This window comes from Stenotrophomonas sp. Steno-C17, assembly GCF_056393165.1.
Map to the genome: position 1 here is coordinate 23,065 of NZ_JBWJPD010000018.1, position 11,994 is coordinate 35,058.

The 11,994-nt window shown below is 66.6% G+C and carries 11 protein-coding genes; 7 read left to right on the forward strand and 4 right to left on the reverse strand.

What is annotated here, in order from left to right:
* Positions 1-23: 23 nt before the first annotated feature.
* From AC06FA_RS15475 to AC06FA_RS15485, 3 genes are all read left to right on the forward strand, one after another.
* Positions 24-1,172 carry a pyridoxal phosphate-dependent aminotransferase gene (locus AC06FA_RS15475; protein ID WP_478069088.1) on the forward strand — a complete coding sequence of 383 codons (1,149 nt, stop codon included), beginning with the start codon at positions 24-26 and terminating at the stop codon, positions 1,170-1,172.
* A 12-nt stretch (positions 1,173-1,184) separates the two neighbouring features.
* Positions 1,185-1,991 (forward strand): amidohydrolase, encoded by an 807-nt coding sequence (locus AC06FA_RS15480; protein WP_478069089.1) that lies wholly within the window; start codon positions 1,185-1,187, stop codon positions 1,989-1,991.
* A 113-nt stretch (positions 1,992-2,104) separates the two neighbouring features.
* Positions 2,105-2,539, forward strand: a complete 435-nt coding sequence (locus tag AC06FA_RS15485) for a hypothetical protein (RefSeq protein WP_478069090.1) — start codon at positions 2,105-2,107, stop codon at positions 2,537-2,539.
* A gap of 95 nt (positions 2,540-2,634) precedes the next feature.
* On the opposite strand, the gene AC06FA_RS15490 is transcribed toward AC06FA_RS15485, so the two are convergent.
* The 4 genes from AC06FA_RS15490 to AC06FA_RS15505 form a co-directional block, all read right to left on the reverse strand.
* The gene (locus tag AC06FA_RS15490) at positions 2,635-2,880 is read right to left on the reverse strand and encodes a protein L (protein WP_478069091.1); all 246 of its coding nucleotides are present in this window, start codon (positions 2,878-2,880) and stop codon (positions 2,635-2,637) included.
* A gap of 210 nt (positions 2,881-3,090) precedes the next feature.
* Positions 3,091-4,782, reverse strand: a complete 1,692-nt coding sequence (locus tag AC06FA_RS15495) for a pseudouridine synthase (protein ID WP_108753601.1) — start codon at positions 4,780-4,782, stop codon at positions 3,091-3,093.
* The gene (gene scpB / locus AC06FA_RS15500) at positions 4,775-5,653 is read right to left on the reverse strand and encodes an SMC-Scp complex subunit ScpB (protein WP_478069092.1); all 879 of its coding nucleotides are present in this window, start codon (positions 5,651-5,653) and stop codon (positions 4,775-4,777) included. The genes AC06FA_RS15495 and scpB overlap by 8 nt, the downstream gene beginning before the upstream one ends.
* 13 nt (positions 5,654-5,666) lie before the next feature.
* Positions 5,667-6,572: a segregation and condensation protein A gene (locus AC06FA_RS15505; RefSeq protein ID WP_312708597.1), complete on the reverse strand. Its 906-nt coding sequence runs from the start codon at positions 6,570-6,572 to the stop codon at positions 5,667-5,669.
* A gap of 362 nt (positions 6,573-6,934) precedes the next feature.
* Here AC06FA_RS15505 and AC06FA_RS15510 point away from each other — a divergent pair, with 362 nt between their 5' ends.
* The 4 genes from AC06FA_RS15510 (at position 6,935) to AC06FA_RS15525 (ending at position 11,824) form a co-directional block, all read left to right on the forward strand.
* Positions 6,935-7,234, forward strand: coding sequence for a YciI family protein (locus AC06FA_RS15510; RefSeq protein WP_478069093.1), 300 nt, complete (start codon positions 6,935-6,937; stop codon positions 7,232-7,234).
* Positions 7,231-7,506, forward strand: a complete 276-nt coding sequence (locus AC06FA_RS15515; protein WP_478069094.1) for a BolA family protein — start codon at positions 7,231-7,233, stop codon at positions 7,504-7,506. Before AC06FA_RS15510 ends, AC06FA_RS15515 begins: the two co-directional genes overlap by 4 nt.
* A 148-nt stretch (positions 7,507-7,654) precedes the next feature.
* Positions 7,655-8,692: a LacI family DNA-binding transcriptional regulator gene (locus AC06FA_RS15520; RefSeq protein ID WP_478069095.1), complete on the forward strand. Its 1,038-nt coding sequence runs from the start codon at positions 7,655-7,657 to the stop codon at positions 8,690-8,692.
* A 75-nt stretch (positions 8,693-8,767) separates the two neighbouring features.
* Positions 8,768-11,824: a TonB-dependent receptor gene (locus AC06FA_RS15525; RefSeq protein WP_478069096.1), complete on the forward strand. Its 3,057-nt coding sequence runs from the start codon at positions 8,768-8,770 to the stop codon at positions 11,822-11,824.
* Positions 11,825-11,994: the final 170 nt, after the last annotated feature.

The window sequence follows — 11,994 nt, forward strand, 5'->3', positions numbered from 1 at the left end:
TTGTTCCCCCTTATTCCAGGCCGATGCAACCGAACACCAAGCTGCCCAAGGTCGGCACCACCATCTTCACGGTCATGTCCCAGCTCGCCGCCGAACACGGCGCGGTCAACCTGGGCCAGGGCTTCCCGGACTTCTCTGCGCCGCAGCGGCTGATCGACGAGACCAGCAAGGCAATGGCCGCCGGCCTGAACCAGTACCCGCCGATGACCGGCGTGGCGCCGCTGCGCCAGGCCATCGCGCAGAAGTCGCTGGACCTGTACGGCGCGACGATCGACCCGGACACCGAGATCACCGTCACCAGCGGCGCCACCGAGGCGATCTTCAACGCCATCCACGCCGTGGTGCGTGCCGGCGAGGAAGTGATCGTGCTGGACCCGGCCTACGACTGCTACGAGCCGGCCATCGAGCTGGCCGGCGCCATCGCCGTGCATGTGCCACTGGACCCGCAGACCTTCGCGGTGGACTGGGACCGCGTGCGCGCGGCGATCACCCCGCGCACCCGCATGCTGATGGTCAACACCCCGCACAACCCGTCCGGTGCGATGCTGGACCAGGCCGACATGCAGGCGCTGGCCGACCTGCTGCGCGGCACGCAGATCTACCTGATTTCCGATGAAGTGTACGAACACATCATCTACGACGGCCGCCGCCATGAATCGGCGCTGCGCTACCCGGAACTGCGCGAGCGCACCTTCGTCATCTCCAGCTTCGGCAAGACCTACCACTGCACCGGCTGGAAGATCGGCTACGCGGTGGCACCGCCGCTGCTGACCAACGAATTCCGCAAGGTGCACCAGTACAACACCTTCACCAGCTTCGGCCCGGCGCAATATGGCTTCGCCGCGATGATCCGTGACCAGCCCGAGCACCACCTGGAACTGGGCGCGTTCTACCAGGCCAAGCGCGATCGCTTCCGCGAGCAGCTGGCCGGCACGCGCCTGAAGCCGCTGCCGGTGCCGGGCGGCTACTTCCAGCTGGTCGATTATTCGGCCATCAGCGATCTGCCCGACCACGAATTCGTGAAGTGGCTGACGATTGAAAAGGGCGTGACAGCCATTCCGCTGTCGCCGTTCTATGAAACCGCGCCGGTGGGCCAGCGCCTGGTGCGCCTGTGCTTTGCCAAGAACGAGGCCACTCTGGACGCGGCGATCGAACGCCTGCGCCTGCTCTGAGGGAATACGACCATGCAGGACCTGCGCATTTCCCTCGTCCAGGGCGACACCCGCTGGCATGACCCGGCGGGCAACCGCGATTACTACGGTGCGCTGCTGGCGCCGCTGGCCGGCCGCACCGATCTGGTGATCCTGCCGGAGACCTTCACCAGTGGTTTTTCCAACGATGCCATTGCCCAGGCCGAAGGCATGGATGGCCCGACCGTAGCCTGGCTGCGCGAACAGGCGCGTGCGCTCGACGCGGCGGTGATCGGCAGCGTGCAGCTGCGCGAAGGCGAGGGCGTCTACAACCGCCTGCTGTTCGCCACCCCCGACGGTGCGCTGCAGTACTACGACAAGCGCCATCTGTTCCGCTACGGTGGCGAGCACGAGCGCTATGCCGCCGGTCGCGATCGCCTGAGCGTGGAATGGAAGGGCTGGCGGATCAATCCGCAGGTCTGCTACGACCTGCGTTTCCCGGTGTTCTGCCGCAACCGCTACGACGTGGAGCGGCCCGGGCAGATGGATTTCGACCTGCAGATCTTCGTGGCCAACTGGCCGTCGGCGCGTGCCTATGCGTGGAAGACGCTGCTGCGCGCGCGGGCAATCGAGAACCTGTGCTTCGTGGCGGCGGTCAACCGCATCGGCGTGGACGGCAACCAGCTGCACTATGCCGGCGACAGCGCGGTGATCGATTTCCTCGGCCAGCCGCAGGTGGAGATCCGCGAGCGCGAGCAGGTGGTCACCACCACCATCTCGGCCGAAGCCCTGGCCGCGCACCGCGCGCGTTTCCCGGCCATGCTCGATGCCGACGCCTTCCATCTGGACGAGCGCGCCTGAGCGCCCGGTGCGGCGGCTGAACGCTTGCCGCACCCACGCGCGCGCCTGCATCCACCGTGCACGCGCGCGCTGCTAGATTCGCCAGCAGTCCGAATGAAGTGGAAGTGCTGCCGATGAAGAAGTCTCTTGCCCTGCTGCTGGCCCTGTCCGCTGCGTCGCTGGCCCCGGCTGCGCAGGCCGCCGGGAACCTCGATTGCCAGCTGCGCTACAACCTGTCCGGCTGGTCGTTGATCTACAAGACCGCCTCCGGCAACGGTACCGTCACCTGCAGCAACGGCGCCAGCCTGCCGGTGCGCATCCAGATGAAGGGTGGCGGCCTGACCGTGGGCAAATCGAAGATCACCAATGGCCGCGGCAGTTTCACCGGTGCGGTCAGCGTCAATGAACTGTTGGGGACGTACGCATCGGTCGGCGCGCATGCGGGTGCGGTGAAATCCAGCAACGCCCAGGTGATGACCAAGGGCGATATCTCGCTGGCCCTGTCCGGCACCGGCAAGGGCTGGGACCTGGGCGTTGACGGCACTGCCTTCACCATCAGCCGCCGCTGACCCCGGAAAAAGGCGACGGAGGGGATCACGTCGTTTGAGGCAGAAACGACTTGATTCCCTCCGCCCCCTTTGTCTGGCCGCCGACGCAACCGGGCTCAGGCCCCTTCAGTGTTGGTGCGCACGTTGAGCTTCCAGCGGATCGGCCCTTGCTCCGGGCTGTGCACGTGCTTGGGCTGAGGCGGGAAGGGATCATTCTTGTTGCAGGTGACTTCACGCTTGCAGCCCAGGCAGCGATAGATGCCCGAAACCTCGACCTTGTCGGCGGGCCCGTAGATGGTGTTCCACCAGGTATTGCTGCCGTTGACCCGCTGCAGTACGGAATTGGACGTGTGCCAAGCCATCGTGGCTCCTGTGTGTCATGGATGGAGCAAGCACGATAGGAAGTCGTTGGATCTCATGCGACGACACATGGCACAAACAGCACGTTTTCAAAGAATTCCTAATGCGCGCTTTTCATCCACGCATGGCGTGGATCTACCCGCGGATTGAAGCACCCGACAACGAAAAACCCCGGCCGAAGCCGGGGTTTTTCATTTCAGTCGCCGTAGCGATCAGCCGCCGCGCGGGCCGCTGCGGCGCGGGCCGCCCGGACCACGGTTGCCGCCGGGGCCGCCCGGGCCACGGTTGCCACCCGGGCCGCCCGGACCGCGGTTACCGCCCGGGCCACGGTTGCCACCGGGACCGCCCGGACCGCGACCGCCCGGACGGGCGCCGTGCGCCGGCTTCGGGCTGCCATACGGGTTGAAGCCCGGGGTGGCGTGGTCGGACGGGAAGCTGGGGGCGTTGCCCGGATGGCCGTAGGGGTGCTTGTTGCCCTGGCCCTGCGAGCGGTTGCCCGCGCCGGCCGGACGACCCTGGCCGCCACCGGCGCCACCACGGCCTTCACCACCGAAGCCGCCACGGCCCTGGCCGCCGGCATTGCCACGGCCTTCGCCACCGAAACCACCACGACCCTGGCCGCCACCGGCGCCCGCACCCGGGCCCTTCGGCTTGCCGTACGGGCGACCCTGGCCGCCTGCACCGGGACCACGGGCACCCGGGCCGCGCGCGCCGGGGCCGGCGTTGCGGTGGCCGCTCGGGCCGGTGCTCACGCCATCGGGCACGTACCAGGTGCGGAACGCGGCCGGGTTGCCTTCCGGCAGCGAACGATCATTCTTCGGCGCGCGCTGCTTGAACGGCTTCTGCGACTGCTTGGCCGCCGCTTCACCGCTGACGGTCAGGCCGCCCTTGAAGCCGCCGCCCTTGCCGCCACGGCCACGGCCGCGGTCTTCGCGCACGTTGTCGAAGCGGCGCAGTTCGCGGCCTTCATCGGCCGTGCTGTGGCCATTGACGTAGGCATTGCCGCGGCCACCTTCGCGCACGCGCACGGTGGTCTTGGCGGCGCGGCGCTGGCCGATCACCGGCTGCAGGGTCAGCGCCGACGGCGCGCCTTCTTCCAGCTTCAGCTGCGCGCGCAGGGCTTCCACCTGGGCGCTGGGCAGTTCCACGGTCTGGCCACGGGCCAGCTCGCGCGGCAGCGACACCTTGCCGTAGCGGGTGCGCTTGAGGCGGCTGACCTGGCAGCCCTGCGATTCCCACAGGCGGCGCACTTCGCGGTTGCGGCCTTCCTTCACCACCACGCGGAACCAATCGTGCGAGTCGGTGCCGCCGATGCGTTCGATCTCGTCGAACTTGGCCGGGCCGTCTTCCAGGGCCACGCCGCGGGCCAGGCGGTCGACGATGGCGTCGCTCACCTTCTCTTCGCCTTCCGGCGCACGCACGCGCACCACGTACTCGCGCTCGACCTCGAACGACGGGTGCATCATGGCATTGGCCAGTTCACCGTCGGTGGTGGCCAGCAGCAGGCCGGTGGTGTTGATGTCCAGGCGGCCGATCGCGATCCAGCGCGCGCCCTTCAGCGGCGGCAGCGCTTCGAACACGGTCGGGCGGCCTTCGGGGTCTTCACGGGTGGTCACTTCGCCTTCCGGCTTGTTGTAGACCAGCACGCGCGACGGCTCGGCCAGCGCGGTGGCGACGAAGCCACGGCCGTCCAGCTCGATCTTGTCGCCGCTCTTGACCGACATGCCGGTCTGCGCGACTTCACCGTTGACCTTGACCAGGCCTTCGGCGATGCGCTGTTCCAGCGCGCGGCGCGAACCCAGGCCAGCCTGGGCCAGCACCTTGTGCAGGCGCTCTTCCAGCTTGAACTGTTCGGAGGTGGCTTCGCGCTTCAGCGACAGCTTGTTACGGGGGGTGTCACTCATCAGATTTGCTCCGGCCGACGGTTTCGAGGTCGGCCTCTGGTTCGGAATCGGCTTGGTCAACAGCCACGGTCGTCATCGCGACGGCGTTGTCTTCGCGTTCGTTCACGGGAACCGCGCGCTCGCCCGGCGCGGAATCGGGGTGCCCATCATCGAAGGGCGAAGGTGCTTGCTCGTCACTGGCCGGTGCAGGGGCTGCGCCGGCGGAATCGGGGGTGTTGCCAGTGCCTGCGTCCAGGCGGGTGTCATCGTTGGCCGCGCTGTCCGGGTCGGCGCTGATGTCCGGGCCGGCGGCGCCCGCGGCGGCCGGACCGTCACGGTCCAGCGCCAGCTGCGGCTCCAGCTCGCCCAGGTCCTTCAGCTCGGACAGCGGCGGCAGTTCGTCCAGGCGCTTGAGCCCGAAATAGTCCAGAAAGCCCTTGGTGGTACCGAACAGCGCCGGCTTGCCGGGCACGTCGCGGTGTCCCACCACGCGGATCCATTCGCGTTCTTCCAATGCCTGGATGATGTTGCTGCTGACCGCCACGCCGCGCACCTGTTCGATCTCGCCGCGGGTGATCGGCTGCCGGTAGGCGATCAGCGCCAGCGTTTCCAGGGTGGCACGGGTGTAGCGGGTCTTGCGTTCGGTCCACAACCGGCTGATCCAGCCATGCACTTCGGCGGTCACCTGGTAGCGGAAGCCGGAGGCGACTTCCAGCAGTTCAACGCCGCGGCCGACGCAGGCCTCGCGCAGCTGTTCCAGCGCGCGTTCGATGCTGCCCGGCGGGGCCGGTTCTTCTTCCGGAAACAGGTCTTTCAGCTGGGCCAGGGTGAGCGGCTGGCTGGACGCCAGCAGGGCACCTTCGACAATGCGGTTGATCAGCGGTTGGTCCATCGGCAGGCAGCGCTCACTCGTTCTCGTTGGCAGCGTCGTTGTCGTCGAACTCGCTGCTGAACTGCAGCGGGGCGTTGGTGTTGCCGGCCGCCAGCGACTTCACGTAGATCGGCGCCAGCGGTTCTTCCTGCACGATGTCCAGCAGCTGTTCCTTGGCCAGTTCCAGCATGGCCAGGAAGGTGACCAGCACGCCCAGCTTGCCTTCCTCGGCGGTGAACAGACTTTCAAAACGATAGAACCGGCCATCTTCCATGCGGCCCAGGATCTCGCCCATGCGCTGGCGCACGCTCAGCGCCTCGCGCTTGATGGCGTGGCCGCTGAACAGCTCGGCGCGCTTGAGCACGTCGTGCAGGGCCAGCAGCATTTCCTTCAGGTCCACCGGCGGCGGCAGTTTCACCGTCGCCCGTTCCGGCATGAAGGCGTGCGCCACGGTGGTGTCGCGGTCCTGCCGGGGCAGGGCGTCGATATCTTCGGCCGCCTGCTTGAAACGTTCGTACTCCTGCAGCCGGCGCACCAGTTCGGCGCGCGGGTCGGCTTCGTCACCGTCCTCGCTGACCGGTCGCGGCAGCAGCATGCGCGACTTCACCTCGGCCAGGATCGCGGCCATCACCAGGTATTCGGCGGCCAGCTCGAAACGCAGCTCGCGCATCACCGTGATGTATTCCACGTACTGCCGGGTGATCTCGGCCACGGGAATGTCCAGCACGTCCAGGTTCTGCCGGCGGATCAGGTACAGCAGCAGGTCCAGCGGTCCTTCGAAGGCATCCAGGATGACTTCCAGCGCGTCCGGCGGAATGTACAGGTCCTGCGGAATCTGCAGGACCGGTTGCCCATGCACCACGGCCAGCGGCATTTCCTGCTGCTGGGGGGCGGGCGGCCGGGTTGGCGGGTTCGCGTCGAGCGCGAGTTCGGAAGTCATCTAATGGACGTCAGCATTGCAACGGACCAGTCGCGATACCCGCCATGCCGGGCCATCGCCACGGCCACGGGGGCACCAGGCACGCCTCTCTCGGCGCGATTCCACACATATGAAACAGCAGCACGCGCTGCACAACAGCGGCAGCGACAGAACTACGGGGAGGTCGTCTACGTGGCCCGTCAGGAAGCGGCGGGGCGATCGTCGGGGGCTGCGGAAGCCGCGGAAACCGACGGGCTGCTGCATCCAGCCACGTGCAATTGACCCTAGGGTAAGGCTTTGCCGCGCCAGTGTCCAGCAACGGCAGGCAACAGGGCGGCATTGGCTAGAATCGGCGCACCGCAACATGAACGAGGAACTGCCCCATGTGGTACGTGATTGAAGGCTATGACGGCCAGGATGTGCTGGCCCAGCGGCTGCAGGTACGGCCGCAGCACCTGGCGCGCCTGCAGGCGTTGAACGAGCAGGGCCGGCTGCTGCTGGCCGGCCCGTGCCCGGCCATCGACAGCGAGGATCCGGGTCCGGCCGGTTTCAGCGGCTCGGTGGTCATCGCCGCGTTCGACTCGTTGGCGCAAGCGCAGGAATGGGCCGAAGCCGACCCGTACGTGGCCGCAGGCGTGTACGTGCGCACCCAGGTGCGGCCGTTCCGCAAGGTGTTGCCGTGAACGCGCGGCGCATCGAGCAGATTCGTGATGCGCTGCAACAAGCGCTGGCCCCCAGCGTGCTCGAGATCGAAGACGACAGTCATCGCCATGCCGGTCATGCCGGCGCGCGCGATGGACGCGGCCATTTCAACGTGCACGTGGTCAGCGAACGCTTCGCCGGCATGGCCCCGCTTGCGCGCCACCGCGCGGTCTACGCCGCGCTGGGCGGGCTGATGGACACCGATATCCACGCGCTGTCCATTCGCGCACACACCCCGTCAGAACAGGGCTGAAGATGACTCAGATACTGTCTTTGCAGGTCACCGGGCGGGCCTGCCCGGGACAACTTTTTGTGTCCGGAATGGGACATTCGCCTAACGGACAGTTTACAAGCGCAGATGGAAACGCTTACATTCCGCGCCAAGCTGGTAGGTCCAAGCCGTGGAGGGCGGCTTCGTGAACAAGGCAGCCATAACAATCAAAGATGTCGCACGCGAAGCCCGGGTCTCCGTGGCCACGGTTTCCCGCGCGCTCAACGGGCATGAGAACGTTGCCGAACCGGTCCGCCAGCTTGTGCTGGAAGTGGCCGCACGGCTGCGCTATACCCCACATGCTGCCGCGCGCAGCCTCAGCAGCCGCCGTACCAATACGGTGGGCGTGGTGCTGCCCGATCTGTACGGTGAATTCTTCTCCGAACTGATGCGCGGCATCGATGGCGTGGCCCGCAGCCGTCGCCAGCACCTGCTGGTGTCCAGCTATCACGGCGACCAGGAACAGCAGGGCGCAGCACTGCGCGCGATGCGCGGCCGCGTCGATGGCCTGCTGGTGCTGTCGCCCTATGCGGAAAGCCCGGGGTTCCTGACCGACAACCTGCCGCAGTCGCTGCCCACCGTGCTGATCAACACCTACCTGCCCACGCAGGACCACCCGGTGTTGAGCATTGACGACCATGCAGGGGCGATGGCCATGACCCGCCACCTGCTCGACGCCGGCCACCGCCGCATCGCTTTCATTTCAGGCCCGGACCTCAACTTCGACGCGCGCGAGCGCCTGCGCGGCTTCCGTGACGCGCTGGCGGCGGCGGGCAATGGCGTCGAAGGTATCGAGCTGCCCGGTGATTTCGACGAAGCTTCCGGCCATCGCGCCGGTCAGGAGTTGCTGGCAGCCGGTGCGCTGCCCGATGCCGTGTTCGCCGCCAACGACATGATGGCGCTGGGATGTCTGTATGCGTTCGCGCAGGCAGGGGTCCACGTGCCCACCGATGTCGCCCTGGCCGGTTTCGATGACATTCCACTGGCGCGGTTCGTACACCCTTCGTTGACCACGATGCAGGTCAGTATCGCCGAGTTGGGCGATCGGGCCATGACGCGCCTGTTGCAGTTGATGGACGGCACTACCACGGAAGGGGCAGGGGACAAGCAGACGCTGGTTCCCCGCCTGATCGTTCGAGATTCCACCACCCCGCCATCCGGCCGTTGAAGCCGGAGGCTTTCCTTTTCTTTTGACTGATCGCAGGAACCGCGCAAGCGGGACCACCACCCGGAGATTGAGTTGATGATGCATTCCACCATCCGCACGCCGGCACGCCGGCTGCTGAGCACCGCCCTGGTCAGCTGCCTGATGCTGGCCGCCGCCCCGAACGTGATGGCCCAGTCGGCCAACGCCAGCCTGCGCGGCCAGGTGTCCGGCGCCCAGGCCGGCGCGGAAGTGACCGCCACCAACGTGGCCACCGGTTCGGTTCGTCGCGGCACCGTGCGTGCCGACGGCAGCTACTCGCTGATGGGCCTGGATCCGGGCACCTATGACGTGGTGGCCAATGGCCAGACCCAGAAGGTCACCGTCACCGTGGCCTCCACCGCCACGCTGAACTTCAGCGAAGCAGCCGCCACCGGCGGCGGCACCGCTGGCGCCACCAACCTTGACACCGTGAACGTGGTCGCGCCGACCCTGCTGCAGGAAGTGCGCACCTCCGAAGTCGGCAAGACCGTCAGCCTGCAGCAGATCCAGACCACCCCGCAGGTGTCGCGCAACTTCCTGGAATTCGCCGACGCCGTTCCGGGCATGATCTTCACCCGTGACGCCAAGGGCAACACCTCGCTGCGTGGCGGCGCCACCAACGCCGACGGCACCAACGTCTACATCGATGGCGTGGGCCAGAAGAGCTACGTGAAGGGCGGCGGCGTGGCCGGCCAGTCCGGCAGCGCCGGCAACCCGTTCCCGCAGCTGGCCATCGGCGAATACAAGGTCATCAGCGGCAACTACAAGGCCGAGTACGGCCAGGTGTCCAGCGCCGCAGTGACCGCCGCGACCAAGTCCGGTACCAACGAATTCAAGGGTGAGGCGTTCTACCGCTACACCGACGAAGACATGCGCGCCAAGACCCCGGCCGAGCGCCAGGCTGGCCAGGACAAGATGGTCTCGGCCGAGAAGGAATACGGCTTCGCCCTGGGCGGCCCGATCGTCAAGGACAAGGCCCACTTCTTCGTGACCTACGAAGCCAAGCGCTTCGACCTGCCGGTCACCATCGCGCCGGACGGCGCGGTCACCAGCAGCGTCGGTCTGCTGCCGGCTGACGGCGCTGCCGGCCTCGGCCCGGCCAGCCAGCCGTTCCAGCAGGACCTGATCTTCGCCAAGGTCGACTTCGAGCCGACCGACAACGATCGCATCGAACTGACCTTCCAGGACCGCGACGAAACCCAGCAGCAGTTCAGTGGCCAGACCTCGCCGGAAGCCGGTCGTGAAGTGGTCAACACCGACCGCCGCTACGCACTGCGCTGGAACCACAGCGGTGAGCGTTACTACAACGAATTGATGGTCACCCATGAAGATTCGTTCAACAACCCGACCCCGCTGACCCTGGCCAACGGCATCACCTACACCGCGCCGGACGGCACCGAAGACCGCACCATCGTGAAGGTCGGCGGCGCTTCGGCACTGGATTCGCAGGTGAAGGGCCAGAAGGGCTGGTCGATCGAAGACAACCTGACCCTGGACGGCATCCAGTGGGCGGGCGACCACACCATCAAGATGGGCGCCAAGTACAAGGAAATCGATCTGTACGCCTCTGACGCGGCGCAGATCAACCCGACCTTCACCTACACCCTGGGCGATCCGGACTTCCCGTCGGACATCCCGTACAAGGCGCAGTTCGTCAAGCCGGTCACCGGCGTGTCGGGCGTGTCCGGTGAAGTGCGTTCCAAGGCCAAGCAGCTGGGTCTGTTCATCCAGGACGACTGGCAGGTCAACGACCACCTGCAGATCAACCTGGGCCTGCGCTGGGACTACGAAAAGAACCCGGCCTACCTGGACTTCGTGACCCCGCAGCAGGTGGTGGACGCCATCTACTCGCAGGATCCGCGCGCTGCCGCCGGCCAGACCTACGCCGATTCGCTGGCGCTGGGCGGCCTGGACATCAGCGATTACATCAGCAACGGCCACAACCGCAAGGCGTTCAAGGATGCCTGGCAGCCGCGCCTGGGCTTCTCGTATGACATCAACGCCGACGAGCAGCACGTGATCCACGGTGGTGCCGGCCGTTCCTACGACCGCGACCTGTTCGACAACCTGCAGCTGGAAACCACCAAGCTGGCCCTGCCGCAGCCGACCATCTACTTCCGCAACCCGGCTACCGGCACCTGCATCAACGGCCAGGCCGCCTGCTACGACTGGAACCCGAACCTGCTCAACGGCATCGGCAACCTGCAGGCCCTGGTGGGCGCCACCAGCAATGCCGGTCTGGAAGTGGACCTGCTGAACAACAAGCTGAAGGCCCCGTACTCGGATCAGTTCAGCCTGGGCATGAGCAACCAGATCGGTGACTGGCTGACCGACGCCACCATCGCCCGTACCCTGAGCTACGACGGCTTCGCCTTCACCCTGGGCAACCGTTACCCGACCGGCCAGTTCTTCGATGACCCGCGCCTGTGCGGCGGCACCGACCCGGGCCTGAGCCAGGCCTGGAGCTGCAACGTGCCGGGCTTCGGCAGCCTGATCATCGGCCAGCAGGGCATCAAGACCCGTGCGACCCAGGTGCTGCTGTCGGCGCAGAAGCCGTTCACCAAGGAAAGCGGCTGGGGCACCTCGATCGCCTACACCTGGACCACCGCGCGCCACAACCGCGACATCAACGAGAAGTACGCGTTCGACCGCGGCCTGATCGGCGATTACCCGACCATCCGTTCCAACGGCGCGCCGCGCCACCGCCTGGTGGTCACCGGTTCGTATGCCGGCTTCTGGGGCATCACCTTCGGTGGCAAGATCACCCTGGCGACCCCGACCGCCGTCAACGACTGGTACGGCATCCCGCAGGCCAGCGGTTACACCCTGCCGACCCCGCAGGCTGCCGTGCCCAATGCCAATGGCAAGTTCCTGATCGGTGGCAAGGTGTTCGGCTACCGTTCGGTCGACCTGCAGGCCACCAAGACGTTCAAGATGCCGGGTGATACCGAGCTGTACGCTCGCCTGGACATCATCAACGTGTTCAACTTCGACAACTTCTCCAGCTACAACTACATCAAGAGCAACGGCAAGCTGGAGGCCAGCTACAACGAGACCGGTGACATCATCGGTACGCCGCGCCAGATCAAGGCCGAAGTGGGCTTCCGCTTCTGATGATCGCGCCTGGTACCGCCGGTTCGCCGGCGGTACCGGTGGTGCAATGGCCGGCCTTCGCGGCCGGTCCATTGCCCATGCCAGTACACCGCGTCAGCACGGTGCACTGGCATGGGCAATGACGGCGACACCCGGGCCACGTTTTTCGTGGTTTTTTAAGAGTCCGTTCT